This window comes from Streptomyces sp. NPDC048142 (genome assembly GCF_043202835.1).
Classification (GTDB): Bacteria; Actinomycetota; Actinomycetes; order Streptomycetales; family Streptomycetaceae; genus Streptomyces.
On the sequence record NZ_JBIDBC010000003.1, the window covers coordinates 1 to 15,370 of the forward strand.

Sequence of the window (15,370 nt, forward strand, 5' to 3'; positions counted from 1 at the left end):
GCGTCAACGTCTTGTGGGCCCTGATCCGTGACCGACGGTGCTACGAGGTCACACCGCCCGTGACCGCAGCCGCTTGACAACAACATTAGGAAGCGGGGAGTACTCATGGCGGGCTTCCTCTCGTCGATGCGGGCGAACGGTTTGCTTTCCGCTGAAAACGCGCCCCGCCGGGTCAGGCCCCCGAGTCCGGCAAGCGACGCCAGGCGCTCCGTCCATGCCGTCGCGCGCCCACGCCAGCCGCAGCTCAGCTTCGGAATCCATGCCCACAGCCAGGACCGTGAACCGCAGCCGCCAAGGGCCGGCGTGGTGCGATCCGTGGAGCAGGCCGGCCCCGATGTGGCATCCGGCCGAATGCTGGGGTCGCGACCCCAGCGGCAGACTTCGGATACCGGCCCAGCCACGGAGAAGGACGGCCCCTCTTCCCCGAGTTGCCGCCGCCACTGAGCGCGGGACCTTCCCAGCGCCCCGGTGAGCGTGCCGGGCTCCGAATGACCACAGGCCGGGAGCTGGTTACCGTCCGGAGTCGGTGCGCGCCGGATCCCGGAACCCGCAAGCCATCCCGGGGGATGCGTCACATCGACGCTATCGGCATCGTCAAAGTGACACGAAGCAGCTATGATAGATAGCGTCAAATAGACGAAAAGGCGCGTTCGCAGAAGCGCGGACAAGAACGCAGAGAAGAAAGGGTGCGTGACGTGACCACGGCCCAGCCCCTGGATGTACAGCCGACGCCGCTCGCGCTGCTGCTGCTCGGCCGTGAGGCCGACCCGAGGAGCGAGCGCGGCGTCGAATGCCCCGGCGACCTCCCCTCCCCGTCCGACCCGGACCTGGTGGAACGCGCCCGCGCCGCGAAGGAGAAGCTCGGGGACAAGGTGTTCGTCCTCGGCCACCACTACCAGCGCGACGAGGTCATCCAGTTCGCGGACGTCACCGGCGACTCGTTCAAGCTGGCCCGCGACGCGGCGGCGCGCCCGGAGGCGGAGTACATCGTCTTCTGCGGCGTCCACTTCATGGCCGAGTCCGCCGACATCCTGACCACGGACGCCCAGGCCGTCGTGCTGCCCGACCTGGCGGCCGGCTGCTCGATGGCCGACATGGCTACCGCCGAGCAGGTCGCCGAGTGCTGGGACGTGCTGACGGACGCCGGGGTCGCCGACCAGGTGGTGCCCGTCTCGTACATGAACTCCTCCGCCGACATCAAGGCCTTCACCGGCAAGCACGGCGGCACGATCTGCACGTCCTCGAACGCGAAGCGGGCCCTGGAGTGGGCCTTCGAGCAGGGCGAGAAGATCCTCTTCCTCCCCGACCAGCACCTGGGCCGCAACACGGCGGTGCGGGACATGGGGCTGGAGCTGGACGACTGCGTCCTCTACAACCCGCACAAGCCGAACGGCGGCCTCACCGCCGAGCAGCTGCGCGACGCGAAGATGATCCTGTGGCGCGGGCACTGCTCGGTCCACGGCCGTTTCTCGGTCGAGTCGGTCGAGGACGTCCGGGCCCGGATGCCCGGGGTCAACGTGCTGGTGCACCCGGAGTGCAAGCACGAGGTCGTCGCCGCCGCGGACTACGTGGGCTCGACGGAGTACATCATCAAGGCCCTGGAGGCGGCTCCGGCCGGCTCGAAGTGGGCGATCGGTACGGAGCTGAACCTGGTCCGCCGGCTGGCGAACCGTTTCGCCGCGGAGGACAAGGAGATCGTCTTCCTCGACAAGACGGTCTGCTTCTGCTCGACGATGAACCGCATCGACCTGCCGCACCTGGTCTGGACCCTGGAGTCGCTGGCCGACGGGAAGCTGGTCAACCGGATCGAGGTCGACCCGGAGACGGAGAAGTACGCGAAGCTCGCGCTGGAGCGGATGCTGGCGCTGCCGTAGCGCCGTACGCCCCGGAAGCCCCGGAAGCCCCGGGAATCCCGTACGTCCCCAGGAACCCCGGGAGCCCCGGTATGCCGCAGGTCGGCGTACCGGGGCTTCTCGCATACCGGGCCTATCGCACGCCGGGTCTGTCGCGCGTACCGGGCCCATCGCGTACCGGAGCCTTCGCGGTGCCGGCTTTCGCGTGCCGGTCGGGATGTTCCGCTCGCGATCCGGTCGGGCCGGTTCTCCCATACCGCCGCCGATGACACCACCGCGTAACTACGCTGCTACTCACCGCAGCGAATCTCCGCGCGGCGGGACCGATGAGGCTGACCGGAATGAACGGCGAGGACGGTGGGGCGGGCATGAACTACGAGGACCGTGGGACGGGCGTGGGCGACGAGGCGCGCGGGACGGGCGTGGGGGCCATGGCGGAGTGGAGTCTGCCGCAGGCGGAGGAAGAGGTACGGAACCGGCGCGGCGCCGCCGAAGAGGACCCCGCCACCGGCCTGCCCGCCCTGGCCGCCGCTCTCGTCGGCCTCTCCGAACTCCGCGCCGGGGCCGGGGAGGCACGGCGGGCGATCGCGCCGGCCGAGGAGGCGGCCGGGATCTACCGGTCCCTCGGCGAGGAGGGGTCCGGCGGCTTCGCGCCCGAGCTGGCCGGGGCCCTGCACCAGTGGTCGGACCGGCTCGCCGCCGCCGGGGACAGCGCGGGCGCCTTGCCCCCGGCGAAGGAGGCCGCGCGGATCTACGCCGAGCTCGGCATGAAGCGCCCCGGGGACTACCAGGCGGAGCTGGCCCTGACCATGGGAGCGCTGGGCGACCGCGTGGCCGACACCGGGGACCGGGCGACCGCCGTGCCGTTCGCGAAGCAGTCCGTACGGCTCCAGCGGGAGCTGGTCGACGAGGGGCAGCCGGGGGCGTCCGTACCGGCGCTCGCGGAGTATCTGCTGCGTTACGCGGGCCATCTGGCCGGGTCGGGTGACCCGGTGGAGGCCGTGCCCCGGACCGAGGAGTCGGTGGGCCTCCTCCGGCACCTGGCGGCGGACGAGCCGGAGACCTACCGTTCACGGCTGGCCACGGCTCTGCGCACCCTCGGCGGCCACCGCGCGGCCGTGAGCGACACCTCCGGGGCGGTCGAGGCGACCGCGGAGGCCGTGAGCCTCTTCCGGGACCTCGCCGCGCAGCGGCCGGCCGCCTTCCGCCCGGAGCTGGCCATGGCGCTCGACGGCCTGGCCGGTCACCTCGGCGGGGCCGGCGATCCGGCGGCGGGGCTGCGGGCGGCGGAGGAGGCCGTGGCTCTCCACCGCGAGCGGGCCGCCGAGCAGGCGGAGACCTTCCGGCCCGGCCTCGCCGCCGCCCTGCGCACCCAGGCCCGGTGCCTGGCCGCCACCGGGGACCCGGTGGGTGCCCTGCCCCCGGTGCGGGAGGCCGTCGAGCTGCTGCGGGAAGAGGGGGACACCGTGCTGGCCGAGCTGGCCGGGGCCCTTCAGACGCTCGGTACGTACGTGGAGCTGGAGGGCGACGCGGAGGGGGCGGTGGAGGCGTTCTGGGAGGCGGTGGCGCTCCACCGGTCCCTGGCGCTGGAACGCCCGGGTGCCTCCGCCGCCCCGGTCACCGCCCTGGTGTCGGCCCTGGACGACCTGACGCGGGCGCTCGCGCGTACGGGCGAGCACGCGGCGGCGGTCGAGGAGTTCGACGAGACCGTCAAGGAGTTCACGGCGGCCGATCCGGCGACCGCCCGGCGCCTGGGCGTGGAGCGGAACGCCTTCCTGCTGCGCTGCCCCGACCCGTACCCGGCGACCGGGGTGACCGAGCTGGTGCGGTGGCTCGACGAGGACGGGGAGGCCGCCGGCAGCCCGGACACCGTGACCGTACGGGCCCGGCAGGCGCTGCGCGCGTACGGGGACACCGCGGCGGTGCGCACGGCGTGGGAGGAGGAGACCTTCACGCCCGTGCCGGACTGGCTCGCCCTGCCGGCTCAGACCCTGGATCTCGTCAACGCCTGGGTGTTCGCGCCGAACTGGCCCCGGTCCCGCGACTTCTGGTCCCGCAACGCCGATGTCCTCGGCAGCGAGGAGGCGGCGACGGCCCTGGACGAACTGGCGGTCCTGGACCCGCGCGGTGCGCAGCGGCACGCCCTGCTCCGCGAGGCCGTCCTCGTCCACGGGGTGACCGCCGCCTACGATCCGCTGATCCTGCAGGAGCAGTTGGCCCAGTGGCTGGAGTGCGCGGACTGGACGGAGTCACGGGCGTACCTCCAGGAGCACCCGCGCCTCCTGACCGTACAGCCGCCCGACGCCACCCCGCTGGCCCACGTCGCGATGCTCGACATCGGCCGCACCGAGGGTCTGGACGCCGCGTACCGCCTCGTCGAGGACCGCGAGGCCCTCCAGGCTTACGTGGACCGGGCGTTGGAGGCCGGGGACGGCACCGCGCTGATGCACGGCGGGGGCATCGAGGGCCAGGTGTTCGGCGACCGGCTCTCCTCGCTCACCCACGCGCAGGTGGCCCTGGTGCTCGCCGGGGCCACCGAGGGCTTCGAACCGGACGACCTGGCCGCGCTCCGGCACAGGGCCGACGAGGAGACCCGCGCCCGGCTGGTACGGGAGACGGTCGCCGTCGCCGCCCGCCACCCCGAGCGGCACGGGGAGACGCTGCGCCGGATCGTCGAGGCGCTCGGCGGGGCCGCCTGAGAACCCACGCGTACGCCGCCGGGAGGAGCGGCGCGAGACCCGCGCCGCCCCTCAGCCGGCACTCTCCAGCCGCCCGCCCCGGCTCGCCGCGATCCGCAGGGTGTCCCCCAGCGACTCGGCGAGCCGGGCGCCCGCGCCGCTTTCTCGCAGCACGGGCACGGTAAGCGCGTGGCCCGACGGCTTCGCTGCCCGTTGGATGCTCTCGTGGCCGGGCGACAGGCAGCACTCGATCATCCCGTTCAGCGTCCCGACCCGTACGAAGCCCGCCTTCGCGAGCACCCGCCCCGAGGCAGGGTTGTCGCCCTGGCTCCGGCTCCGGCTCCGGCTCCGGCTCCGGCTCCGGCCCCGGCGATCCTTGCGCAGGACGTAGCTCACGCGGCCGTATCAGCCGGCGACGCCCGTGGGTGCCGTCGCGGTGTCGCGGTGCATGATGTGGCCGGTGGCGGTGAACGCCTCATTGCCGACCAGCCGGCCGGTCCGGGTCTCGGTGACGATGAATCCCTCGCCCGCGTAGAGCGCCTCGGCGGCCGGGTTGCCGTCGAGCACGGTGACTTCAACCCTCGGTCCGGCAGCGGCAACAGCGTGGCGCAGCAGTGCCCTGCCGATCCCCTGCCGATAGCGCTGCGGGTCGACGTACAGCCAGGTGACCTCGTCGTCATCGAGCGCGACGAAAGCGGCTACTCTCCCGTCGACCTCCGCCACCCACAACTGGCCGTCGAACAGCCCCTCCTGCTCAGCGGTCTGCGCGAGCGTCAGGAACGCCTCGACACCGGCGGAGTCGCGCAACTCATCAAGGCGCGCGGCATCGTGAATGCGCGCGATCGCGTCCCAGTCATCGTTGACGTATGGCCGAATCTCGATCTTCACGGGCGGCATACGCCCAATCCTCAGGGTCCACCCACAGCCGGCGCAACGCGTTTTACGCCGCCGGGAGGGGCGGCGCGAGACCCGCGCCGCCCCTCAGTCGGCACTCTCCAGCCGCCCGCCCCGGCTCGCCGCGATCCGCAGGGTGTCCCCCAGCGACTCGGCGAGCCGGGCGCCCGCGAACCGCAGCTCCTGCTCCCCCACCACGGAATCCGCCAGCAACTCCCGCGCCTCGGAGAGCACTTCCTCGGCCGAGGCGATCATGGCGGCTTCCAGCTCGTCGGCCATCCGGGAGACGCGGCTGTCGGGGTTCGTCGTGCTGAGCCAGCACGGCGCCCCGAAGTCGTTGGTCCACGGGAGCAGTCGCAGGGCCCGGCCCTTGCTGTCGAACATCATCTCGGTCGCTACCTCCGGAGAAGGCCCTCTGGTGCACCGCAGGAGAGGGCGGTTACGGTGTGTGCCTCAATCGTCGCCCTGGGGAACATCGCCCCAACAGAGCGCCGCTGTCCCGGCCTTGGGAACGGGACACACGAAAGGCACGCACGTGACGTTCAAACCCCAGCCCCTCACCCCGTACCTCTCCGCCCGCCACTACTTCGGCTCCGAGCAGCGCCGCCACCGCGAGCGGGCTGGTCTGTCCCTCGTCCAGCTCGCGGGCATCGTGAACTCCAGCAAGAGCACGCTGGGGCGGATCGAGACGGCGGACCTGATGCCGCCGCCCGACATCCCGAGCCGCCTGGACATCGCCTTCGGGACCGACAAGCACTTCCACGGGCTGTACGAGCTGGCCCGGCGCGAGATCCATCCGGACCAGTACCAGCGGTACATGGACTTCGAGTTCCGGGCGGAGGTAATAGAGCAGTACGGGGCGCAGGCATTGCCGGGGTTGTTGCAGACAGAGGAGTACGCGCGGGGCCTGCTCCGCTGCCAGGAGGAGCTGAGCCCCGAGCAGGTCGAGGATCGTGTCGCGGCGCGGATGTCCCGCCAGGTGCGGCTGCGTTCGGACAACCCACCACTCCGTTGGGCAATCATCGACGAGGCGGTACTGCGGCGGCAGGTCAGCAGCCCTGACTGCATGCGTGAGCAACTGGCTTCGCTGCTGGAGCAGGTGGACACGCCGAGCAGTAAGGTTCAGGTGATGCCGTTCAGTGCGGGGCCGCACTCGTTGCTGGGTGGCGCGCTGACTCTGCTGACCTTGCCGGATGGCACTTCGGTGGCGTACGAGGAAGGCATCCAGGCCGGTCATCTCTACGAAGACCCGGTCGCGGTGAAGAAATGGCGGCGGCAGTACGACGTGCTGCGGGCCAACTCCCTCACGCTGGACGAGTCGGCGGAACGGATTCGTACCGCGATGGAGGGCTACCGATCATGACCCACTCCCCCGAGCTGAGCACCGCCCACTGGCGCAGCAGCAGCTACAGCAACACGAACGGGGGTGAATGCGTGGAGGTCAGCGACGACTTCCCCGAACTCGTCCCTGTACGCGACAGCAAGAACCCCACCGGACCCGCACTCGTCCTCCAGGCCACCGCCTGGGACGCGTTCATCTCCTCGATCAAGTAGCCGGGAAACCCGGAAGGGGCCTGTCCCACGCACCCGCGTGGGACAGGCCCCTTCCGCCGTGTCAGGCCTGCGCGGGTTCGGCCTCGCGGGCCTCCTCCGGCTCGGGCCGGTCCGGGGTGCCTGCCCTGGCCGCGCGCTTGGCGGCCTTCTTCCTGGCGCGGCGCTCCTTGCGGAGCTCGACCATCGCGTACAGCGTCGGCACGAGCAGCAGGGTCAGCAGCGTGGAGCTGATCAGGCCGCCGATCACCACGACGCCCAGCGGCTGCGAGATGAAGCCGCCGTCGCCGGTGACGCCGAGTGCCATCGGGAGCAGGGCGAAGATGGTCGCGAGCGCCGTCATCAGGATCGGGCGGAAGCGGTGGCGGCCGCCCTCGATGACGGCTTCCACGATGCCGAGGCCCTGGGCGCGGTACTGGTTGATCAGGTCGATCAGCACGATCGCGTTGGTGACCACGATGCCGATGAGCATCAGCAGGCCGATCATCGCCGGAACGCCCAGCGGCGTGCCCGTGATGAGCAGGAGGGCCAGGGCGCCGGTCGCCGCGAACGGCACGGAGACCAGCAGGATCAGCGGCTGGACGAGCGACCGGAACGTGGCCACCAGCAGCATGAAGACGATCGCGATGGCCGCCAGCATGGCGAGGCCGAGCTGCGCGAAGGCTTCGTCCTGGTCCTCGGTGACGCCGCCGATGGTGGCGGTGGCGCCATCGGGGAGGTCCAGGGCGTCGATCTTCTCGGCGAGATCGGCGCCGACCGCGCCGGTGTTGTCGCCGACGGGCTTGGCGGTGATCGTCGCCGATCGCTGTCCGTCGATCCGGGTCATCGAGACCGGGCCGGGCACCACCTTCACGTCGGCGATGTCGCCGAGCGTGACCGGGCCGAGCGGCAGGGCCTTCAGTTCGGCCAGGGTGGCGGCCGGGTCGGCGGACCGGATGACGATGTCGCGCTCGGTGTCGTCCAGCGTCGCCGTGCCGGCGGGTGTGCCGCGGACGGCTCCGGCGACGATTCCGCCGAGGGCGGCGGAGTCGAATCCGGCGGCGGCCGCCTTGTCGTTGGCGGTGACGGAGATGCGCGGGACGCTCTGCGCCAGGTCGCTCTGGACGTCGGTGACGTCCTTGATGGTGGCGACCTCGGTACGGACCGCCTCGGCGGCCTTCTTCAGGACGTCCCCGTCGGCGGCCTTGACCACGACGCTCAGGTCCTGGGAGCCGAAGCCGTCGCCCGCGGCGATGGTGGTGTCGCCGATGCCGTCGAGCTTGCCGAGGGCCTCGTCGATGCGGTCCTGGGCGTCCTCGTAGTCCGCGGCGTCCTTCAGGGTGACCTGGTAGGAGGCCTGGTTGGCGCCCGTGCCGCCGCCGAAAGCGGCCAGGAAGCCGGAGGAGCCGACGGTGACCTGGTAGTCCTTGACGCCCTTGTCCTGCTGAAGGACCTTCTCGACCTTGCGGGCCGCCTCGTCGGCGGCTTCCAGGCTGGTGCCGGGGGTGAGTTCCTGCTTGACGCTCAGGACCTCCTGTTCGCCGGCGTCGAAGAAGTTCGTCTTCAGCAGCGGGACCATCCCGAAGGTGCCGAAGAGCACGGCGACGGCGATGACGAGGCTGGTGACCCGGCGGCGGGTCGCGAAGCGCAGGACCGGGACGTAGATCCGCTGGAGCCTGCTGGCCGCTTCCTTCTCCTCGGCGACGCGGCGGGCTTCCGCCGCGTCCTCGGGGGTGCCCTTGGGTGCGCGCAGGAACCAGTACGACAGCACCGGGACCACCGTGAGCGAGACCAGCAGGGAGGCCAGCAGGGCCGCGGTGACGGTCAGCGAGAACGAGCCGAAGAGCTGGCCGACCATGCCGCCGACCAGACCGATGGGCAGGAAGACCGCGACGGTGGTGAGGGTGGCGGAGGTGACCGCTCCGGCGACCTCCTTGACCGCGGTGATGATCGCCGCGTGGCGCTCCTCGCCGTAGCCGAGGTGACGCTTGATGTTCTCCAGGACCACGATCGAGTCGTCGACGACCCGGCCGATGGCGATGGTGAGCGCGCCGAGCGTGAGCATGTTGAGCGACAGGTCGCGGGTCCAGAGCACGATCAGCGCGAGGACGATCGAGAGCGGGATGGAGACCGCGGTGACCAGCGTCGAGCGGATCGAGGCGAGGAAGACCAGGATCACGACGACCGCGAAGACCAGGCCGAGCGCGCCCTCCGTGGTCAGGCCCGAGATCGACTTGGAGACGGCGGGGCCCTGGTCGGAGACGACCGTCAGCTCCGCGCCGCTGCCGAGGTCCTCACGGAGGCCGGGAAGCTTGTCCTTGACGGCGTCCGAGATGGCGACCGCGCTGCCGTCCTTGTCCATCGTCGCCGTCACGGCGAGGCTCGGCCTGCCGTTGGTGCGGGTGATGGAGACCGCCGTGGACGGCTCCTGCCTCACCTCGGCGACATCGCCGACGCGCACCGGCTTTCCGGGCCCGCCGCCCGCCGGGTCCCCGGCGACGACCTGGAGGTCCTCGATCTGCTTCAGTGAGGTGAAGGCGCCGCCGACCTGGACGGTGCGGCTCTTGCCGGACTCGGAGAAGGAACCGGCCGGCACGGTGGCGCCGCCCGCCTGGAGGGCCTGCGAGAGCGCGCCCGCGTTCAGGCCGGCTTCGGCGAGCTTCCTGTCGTCGGGGACGACGGAGACCTGGAGGTCCCGGACGCCGTCCACCGTGACCTGGCCGACGCCCTCGATGCCCTCAAGGGCCGGGACGACCGTGCGGTCGAGCTGGTCGGCCAGGACCTGCTGGTCCTTGTCGGAGGTGACGGCGAGGACCACGGTCGGGATGTCGTCCGTGGAGCCGGCGATGACCTGCGGGTCGACACCGGCGGGCAGTTGGGCACGGGCCCGGTTCACCGCCTGCTGGATGTCCGCGACGAGCTGCTTGGTGCCTGCGTCGCCGAAGTCGAACGTCGCCATGATGAGGGCGTTGCCCTCGCTGGCGGTGGAGGTGACGCCCTCGACGCCGTCGACGGCCTTGAGGGAGTTCTCCAGGGGCTCGACGACCTGCTTCTCGACCACATCGGGAGACGCACCCTGGTAGGGCGCCAGCACCGAGACCATCGGCAGTTCGATGGTCGGCAGCAGTTGCTGCTTGAGCTGCGGGATCGCTATCGCGCCGAAGACCAGCGCGACTATCGAGATCAGCCCGATCAGGGCCCTTTGCGCGAGGCTGAATCTGGACAGCCAGGACATGGGTGGGTCTCTCTTCTGTGGCGTACGCGGCAGAGGACGGGGAGGGGAGGGGGAGAACATCAGGAGCCTGCGCCTCCGGCCCGGTCCTACGATCTCCGCTCCGCGTCGCCGAAGCGTCGCCCCCCGGGCTGCTTTCCTCTGTCGCGCATACCGCAGGCGGAGTACACCGTCGTACGCCCCGGCCCCACCCCGTCAGTCCGCGCGGGGACGCACCAGGCCCGATTCGTAGGCGATTACCACCAATTGAGCTCGGTCCCGGGCTCCCAGCTTCGCCATCGCCCGGTTCACATGGGTCTTGACGGTGAGCGGGCTGACCGCGAGGCGTTCGGCGATCTGGTCGTTGGAGTGGCCGCCCGCGACCAGCACCAGCACCTCGCGTTCGCGGCCGGTGAGCGCCGCCAGCCGCTCCGCGTACTCCGTGCTGTCCGGCCCCTCCCCCTGATAGCCCGAACTGCCGCCCTGGGCCAGGAACGTGGCGATGAGCCCCTTGGTGGCCGCCGGGGAGAGCAGCGCCTCGCCGGCGGCGGCGATCCGGATGGCGTTGAGGAGTTCGTCCGGCTCCGCGCCCTTGCCGAGGAAGCCGGAGGCTCCGGCGCGCAGCGACTGGACCACGTACTCGTCGACCTCGAAGGTGGTGAGCATGACCACCCGCACCGCGGACAGTTCCGGGTCGGCGCTGATCATGCGGGTGGCGGCGAGCCCGTCGGTGCCCGGCATCCGGATGTCCATGAGCACCACGTCGGCGCCCGTGGCGCGGGCCAGCTCGACCGCCTGGGCCCCGTCCGCGGCCTCGCCGACCACCTCCATGTCCGGCTCGGAGTCCACCAGCACCCGGAACGCGCTGCGCAGCAGCGCCTGGTCGTCGGCGAGCAGCACCTTGATGGACGACTCCCGCGGACCGGGCCCCGGCGTCGGGCTCGGCGTCTGCTGGGTCATCGGCGCTTCGGGCGTCGGCGTCTGTCGAGTCGGCGGCGTCGGCGTCTGTCGAGTCGTCGGCGTCGGCGTCGGCTGGGTCATCGGCAGAGCCCCGTCCCGCCCGCTGTGCCCGGCCGCTCCGGTTCACCCGTACGGGCCTCGACCGGAAGGATCGCATGGACCCGGAAACCGCCGCCGTACCGAGGCCCCGCGGTGAGGGCGCCGCCGAGGGCGGTGACGCGTTCGCGCATGCCGATCAGGCCGTGGCCGCCGCTGTCCGCGCCGTCGTCGGCGGTGTCGCCCGGTCCGGCGCCGGGCCGCCGGGCGGTGCTCCCCCGGCCGTTGTCGAGCACGGTGACCTCGGCGGTGGCGCCGACCCGTACGACGCTCACCTCGGCCCTGGCCCCGGCGCCCGCGTGCTTGCGGACGTTGGTCAGGGCCTCCTGGATGACCCGGTAGGCGGCCAGGTCGACGGCGGCGGGCAGCCGGGGCCCGGCGTCGGCGCAGGCCACCTCGACGGGGAGCCCGGCGTTGCGGAAGGTGCCGACCAGCTCGCCGAGGACGGCGAGCCCGGGGGCCGGTTCGGTGGGCGCCTCGGGGTCGCCCTGCTGGCGCAGCAGTCCGACGGTGACCCGGAGTTCGTTGAGCGCGGAGCGGCTGGCCTCGCGGACGTGGGCGAGCGCTTCCTTGGCCTGGTCCGGGCGCTTGTCCATGACGTGGGCGGCGACCCCGGCCTGGACGTTGACCAGGGCGATGTGGTGGGCGACGACGTCGTGGAGGTCCCGGGCGATCCGCAGCCGCTCCTCGGCGACCCGGCGGCGGGCCTCCCCCTCACGGGTGCGCTCGGCCCGCTCGGCGCGTTCGCGGATCGCGTCGACGAACGCGCGCCTGCTGCGTACGGCGTCCCCGGCGGCCCCCGCCATCCCGGTCCAGGCGAACACACCGAGGTTCTCCTGGCTGTACCAGGGCGTCGAGCCGAAGATCATCGCGGCCGCGGTGAGCGCCCCCATGGTCAGCAGCCCGACCCGCCAGGTGGTGGGGCGGTCGGTGCGCGAGGCGACGGTGTAGAGCGCGATGACCGCGCTCATGACGACCGGGGCGGGCGGGTCCATCAGGACGTACTCGGTGGCCGAGAGGGCCCCGGTGGCGGCGAGCACCGCCAGCGGACGCCGTCGCCGCAGGACCAGGGCGAGGGCGGTCAGCACCATCAGGAGCACGCTGAACGGTTCGGGGGTGCGGGCGCCGAAGGTCGGCCCGTGTCCGGTGCCGGGCCCGGCGAAGGAGCCGCAGATCATCGCGACGAGAGCGCCGAGGGCCAGTGTCGCGTCGAACGCGAGGGGATGGTCCCGGAGCCAGCGGCGGGCGCGCGCGAAGCCGGACGAGAGGGTGGTCACGTCCAGCAACGGTACGCGGCCGGTCCCCGGGCCCGCCGGAGCCGGCCCGGGGAATCAGTTGGGGATGAGACCGTCGTCGCCGAGCATGGCACGGACGTCTTCGAGGGTGGCGTCGAACGCCGGCAGGATCAGCTCGGACGGCTCCAGGGAGTCGTCCGGCAGCGGAGTGCCGAGCTCGCGCACCTTGTCCAGGAGCGCGTGGAGAGTCGTGCGAAAGCCGGGGCCGTCGCCGCTCTCCATCTCCTTGAGCAGGATGTCGTCGAGCTCGTTCAGTTCGACGAAGTGACTGTCGGCCAGCTTGACCTGGCCCTCCCCCATGATCCGTACGATCATGACGCTGCCCTTACTGCTTGTCGAACTTGTGCGGGGACGACTGCTGCGACTGCGGCGCACTGTCCTGGGCGCCGCCCTCGATGGCCTGCTGCGAGGACGAGGAGCCGCCGGCCAGCTCGGCCTTCATGCGCTGCAGCTCCAGCTCCACATCGCTGCCGCCGGAGATCCGGTCCAGCTCGGCGGCGATGTCGTCCTTCGCCGTGCCGGTCGGGTCGTCCAGGGCACCGGAGGCGAGCAGCTCGTCGATGGCGCCGGCCCGCGCCTGGAGCTGCTGCGTCTTGTCCTCGGCCCGCTGGATCGCGAGGCCCACGTCGCCCATCTCCTCGGAGATGCCGGAGAAGGCCTCACCGATCCGGGTCTGGGCCTGCGCCGCCGTGTAGGTGGCCTTGATGGTCTCCTTCTTCGTGCGGAAGGCGTCGACCTTGGCCTGCAGCCGCTGGGCCGCCAGGGTGAGCTTCTCCTCCTCGCCCTGCAGCGTGGTGTGCTGCGTCTCCAGGTCGGTGACCTGCTGCTGAAGGGCGGCGCGCCGGGACAGCGCTTCGCGCGCCAGGTCCTCGCGGCCCAGCGCCAGCGCCTTGCGGCCCTGGTCCTCCAGCTTGGACGACTGGCCCTGCAGCTGGTTCAGCTGCAGCTCCAGGCGCTTGCGGGACGTCGCCACGTCGGCGACGCCGCGACGCACCTTCTGAAGCAGCTCCAGCTGCTTCTGGTACGAGTAATCCAGGGTCTCGCGCGGATCCTCGGCCCGGTCAAGGGCCTTGTTTGCCTTCGCGCGGAAAAGCATCCCCATACGCTTCATGACACCGCTCATGGGCTTCGCGCGCCCCCTTCTGACGGACTGAGCTCCAGCACTCCGGATAGAACCCACAGTACGGGCCCTGTCTCTATTACCGCACTGTCCGAGTCCCGATGTGCTCCTCCCCAAGGACGACTGCGCCTCGTGAACACTCCCGCCCAGGGTGTAGGCGCGGCTCGGGGACGTCTCGTCGACGTACGCCGGAACAGGCGGCCAACACCCGTAAACAGGCGGTCAACGCCCGTATCGGCCCGCTGTGGCACTCCTGGGGACGCCGTCCGTTGCCGGATCGTTCCCGCCCGGATCTCCGGGCCCGCGCGCCGACCCCGTACCCTTGGGTTTTGTGTTCCGTAGCCGTGCCAAGACAGAGAAGGCCCCCACCGACAAGGTGACGGCGGACCTCTCCCAGCAGCCCCGCGACCCGCAGGCTCCCAAGGGTCGCCCCACCCCCAAGCGCAGCGAGGCCCAGACGCAGCGCCGACGCGCCGCGTCCAGCGCGCCGACCGACCGCAAAGCGGCCGTGAAGCGCCAGCGCGAAGCGCGCCGCGCCGACATGGCCAGGAAGCGCGAGGCCCTCGCGTCGGGCGACGAGCGCTATCTCCCGGTCCGCGACAAGGGCCCGGTCAGGCGCTTCGTCCGCGATTACGTGGACTCGCGCTTCTGCGTCGCCGAGTGGTTCCTGCCGATCGCCGTGGTCATCCTGATCCTCAGCGTGATCCAGGTGCAGAACATCCAGAGCATCTCGCTGCTGCTCTGGGTCGGCGTGATCATCCTGATCGTGATCGACTCGATCGGTCTGTCGATGCGCCTGAAGAAGCAGCTGCGTGAGCGCTTCCCGGACACGCCGAAGCGCTGGGCCGTGGCGTACGGCCTGATGCGCACGCTCCAGATGCGCCGACTGCGGCTTCCGAAGCCGCAGGTCAAGCGCGGAGAGCGGCCCTGAGCACGGAGGCCTCCGGCCTCACCGGGGTCACCTCGGCGTGGCCGGCGGGTCCCGGCGGCGTACGCGACAGGGTCCGCCAGGAGCTCGTCGCGCGGCAGCTGGACGAGCAGATAGCCGCGCGGTTCCCGGTGGGCCGGCGGCTGCGCGTCCTGGACGTCGGCCTGGGCCGGGGCACCCAGGCGCTGCGGCTGGCGCGGGCCGGTCACTCGGTGACCGGCCTGGAGTCGGACGCCGGGATGCTGGCGGCGGCCCGTGCGTCCCTGGCGACCGAGCCGGAGGGCATCCGGGAGCGCGTCCGGCTGATCGAGGGCGACGGCCGGGACACCGGTGTGCACTTCCTGCCCGGCAGTTTCGACCTGGTGCTGTGCCACGGCGTCCTGATGTACGTCGAGGAACCGGACCCGATGCTGGCCGGGCTCGCCCGGATGCTGGCCCCCGGCGGCCTGCTCTCCCTGCTCGTACGGAACGCGGACGCGCTCGCGATGCGCCCGGGGCTCGCCGGTGACTTCGGCGCGGCCCTGACCGCCTTCGACACCGCCACGTACACCGACCGCCTCGGCCTCACGGTGCGCGCGGACCGGCTCGACGCCCTGCGGGCCACGCTCGCGGGGATCGCCGCGCCGCTGCACGCCTGGTACGGGGTGCGGGTCTTCACGGACAACGCGGGACACGACGTGGAGCTGCCGCCCGAGGAGCTGGAGCGGGTCCTCACCCTGGAGGACCGGGCCGGGCGGACCGACCCGTACCGAAGTGTGGCGGCACTGCTGCATCTGTGCGGAGTGCGCGGCTAAGGGCTGTCCCG

The 15,370-nt window shown here is 71.8% G+C and carries 14 protein-coding genes; 6 read left to right on the forward strand and 8 right to left on the reverse strand.

The features are described 5' to 3' along the window. Positions 1-686: 686 nt before the first annotated feature. Both nadA and ACGF2Y_RS04955 read left to right on the forward strand, forming a co-directional pair. Positions 687-1,874 carry a quinolinate synthase NadA gene (gene nadA / locus ACGF2Y_RS04950; RefSeq protein WP_392943304.1) on the forward strand — a complete coding sequence of 396 codons (1,188 nt, stop codon included), beginning with the start codon at positions 687-689 and terminating at the stop codon, positions 1,872-1,874. A 347-nt stretch (positions 1,875-2,221) separates the two neighbouring features. Beyond that, positions 2,222-4,552: a tetratricopeptide repeat protein gene (locus tag ACGF2Y_RS04955; protein ID WP_392943651.1), complete on the forward strand. Its 2,331-nt coding sequence runs from the start codon at positions 2,222-2,224 to the stop codon at positions 4,550-4,552. 51 nt (positions 4,553-4,603) lie between these two features. Here the strand turns inward: ACGF2Y_RS04955 and ACGF2Y_RS04960 are convergent, their stop codons facing one another. The 3 genes from ACGF2Y_RS04960 to ACGF2Y_RS04970 all read right to left on the reverse strand — a co-directional run bounded on the left by ACGF2Y_RS04960 (position 4,604) and on the right by ACGF2Y_RS04970 (position 5,812). Next, the gene (locus tag ACGF2Y_RS04960; RefSeq protein ID WP_392943305.1) at positions 4,604-4,927 is read right to left on the reverse strand and encodes a hypothetical protein; all 324 of its coding nucleotides are present in this window, start codon (positions 4,925-4,927) and stop codon (positions 4,604-4,606) included. 9 nt (positions 4,928-4,936) lie between these two features. Beyond that, positions 4,937-5,428, reverse strand: coding sequence for a GNAT family N-acetyltransferase (locus tag ACGF2Y_RS04965; protein WP_392943306.1), 492 nt, complete (start codon positions 5,426-5,428; stop codon positions 4,937-4,939). Between the two features lie 84 nt (positions 5,429-5,512). After that, positions 5,513-5,812 (reverse strand): hypothetical protein, encoded by a 300-nt coding sequence (locus ACGF2Y_RS04970; RefSeq protein WP_392943307.1) that lies wholly within the window; start codon positions 5,810-5,812, stop codon positions 5,513-5,515. Positions 5,813-5,960: 148 nt separating this feature from the next. On the opposite strand from ACGF2Y_RS04970, the gene ACGF2Y_RS04975 reads away from it, so the two are divergent. Continuing rightward, complete coding sequence (locus ACGF2Y_RS04975) at positions 5,961-6,788, forward strand: Scr1 family TA system antitoxin-like transcriptional regulator (RefSeq protein ID WP_392943308.1); 828 nt, start codon at positions 5,961-5,963, stop codon at positions 6,786-6,788. Then, the gene (locus ACGF2Y_RS04980; RefSeq protein ID WP_392943309.1) at positions 6,785-6,979 is read left to right on the forward strand and encodes a DUF397 domain-containing protein; all 195 of its coding nucleotides are present in this window, start codon (positions 6,785-6,787) and stop codon (positions 6,977-6,979) included. Before ACGF2Y_RS04975 ends, ACGF2Y_RS04980 begins: the two co-directional genes overlap by 4 nt. 61 nt (positions 6,980-7,040) lie before the next feature. On the opposite strand, the gene ACGF2Y_RS04985 is transcribed toward ACGF2Y_RS04980, so the two are convergent. From ACGF2Y_RS04985 to ACGF2Y_RS05005, 5 genes are all read right to left on the reverse strand, one after another. Then, a complete protein-coding gene (locus ACGF2Y_RS04985; RefSeq protein WP_392943310.1) occupies positions 7,041-10,190 on the reverse strand; it encodes an efflux RND transporter permease subunit in 3,150 nt (1,049 codons plus the stop codon). Between the two features lie 192 nt (positions 10,191-10,382). Then, positions 10,383-11,126 (reverse strand): response regulator, encoded by a 744-nt coding sequence (locus tag ACGF2Y_RS04990; protein ID WP_392943311.1) that lies wholly within the window; start codon positions 11,124-11,126, stop codon positions 10,383-10,385. Between the two features lie 77 nt (positions 11,127-11,203). Further along, a complete protein-coding gene (locus ACGF2Y_RS04995) occupies positions 11,204-12,499 on the reverse strand; it encodes a sensor histidine kinase (protein ID WP_392943312.1) in 1,296 nt (431 codons plus the stop codon). 54 nt (positions 12,500-12,553) lie between these two features. Continuing rightward, positions 12,554-12,832 carry a hypothetical protein gene (locus ACGF2Y_RS05000; RefSeq protein ID WP_392943313.1) on the reverse strand — a complete coding sequence of 93 codons (279 nt, stop codon included), beginning with the start codon at positions 12,830-12,832 and terminating at the stop codon, positions 12,554-12,556. 10 nt (positions 12,833-12,842) lie between these two features. Then, positions 12,843-13,628 (reverse strand): PspA/IM30 family protein, encoded by a 786-nt coding sequence (locus ACGF2Y_RS05005; RefSeq protein WP_103531870.1) that lies wholly within the window; start codon positions 13,626-13,628, stop codon positions 12,843-12,845. Positions 13,629-13,968: 340 nt separating this feature from the next. Between ACGF2Y_RS05005 and ACGF2Y_RS05010 the strand changes: the two genes are divergently transcribed. Both ACGF2Y_RS05010 and ACGF2Y_RS05015 read left to right on the forward strand, forming a co-directional pair. Beyond that, positions 13,969-14,568, forward strand: coding sequence for a DUF3043 domain-containing protein (locus ACGF2Y_RS05010; RefSeq protein WP_392943314.1), 600 nt, complete (start codon positions 13,969-13,971; stop codon positions 14,566-14,568). Positions 14,569-14,666: 98 nt separating this feature from the next. Then, positions 14,667-15,359 carry a methyltransferase domain-containing protein gene (locus ACGF2Y_RS05015; protein ID WP_392943653.1) on the forward strand — a complete coding sequence of 231 codons (693 nt, stop codon included), beginning with the start codon at positions 14,667-14,669 and terminating at the stop codon, positions 15,357-15,359. Positions 15,360-15,370: the final 11 nt, after the last annotated feature.

Excerpts from the sequence above, each read along its gene's own strand:
- ACGF2Y_RS04955 (WP_392943651.1), top strand. The coding sequence starts at position 2,222 with ATGAACTACGAGGACCGTGGGACGGGCGTGGGCGACGAGGCGCGCGGG.
- ACGF2Y_RS04965 (WP_392943306.1), bottom strand. The coding sequence starts at position 5,428 with ATGCCGCCCGTGAAGATCGAGATTCGGCCATACGTCAACGATGACTGG.
- ACGF2Y_RS04970 (WP_392943307.1), bottom strand. The coding sequence starts at position 5,812 with ATGATGTTCGACAGCAAGGGCCGGGCCCTGCGACTGCTCCCGTGGACC.
- ACGF2Y_RS04980 (WP_392943309.1), top strand. The coding sequence starts at position 6,785 with ATGACCCACTCCCCCGAGCTGAGCACCGCCCACTGGCGCAGCAGCAGC.
- ACGF2Y_RS04985 (WP_392943310.1), bottom strand. The coding sequence starts at position 10,190 with ATGTCCTGGCTGTCCAGATTCAGCCTCGCGCAAAGGGCCCTGATCGGG.
- ACGF2Y_RS04990 (WP_392943311.1), bottom strand. The coding sequence starts at position 11,126 with ATGACCCAGCAGACGCCGAGCCCGACGCCGGGGCCCGGTCCGCGGGAG.
- ACGF2Y_RS05000 (WP_392943313.1), bottom strand. The coding sequence starts at position 12,832 with ATGATCGTACGGATCATGGGGGAGGGCCAGGTCAAGCTGGCCGACAGT.
- ACGF2Y_RS05005 (WP_103531870.1), bottom strand. The coding sequence starts at position 13,628 with ATGAAGCGTATGGGGATGCTTTTCCGCGCGAAGGCAAACAAGGCCCTT.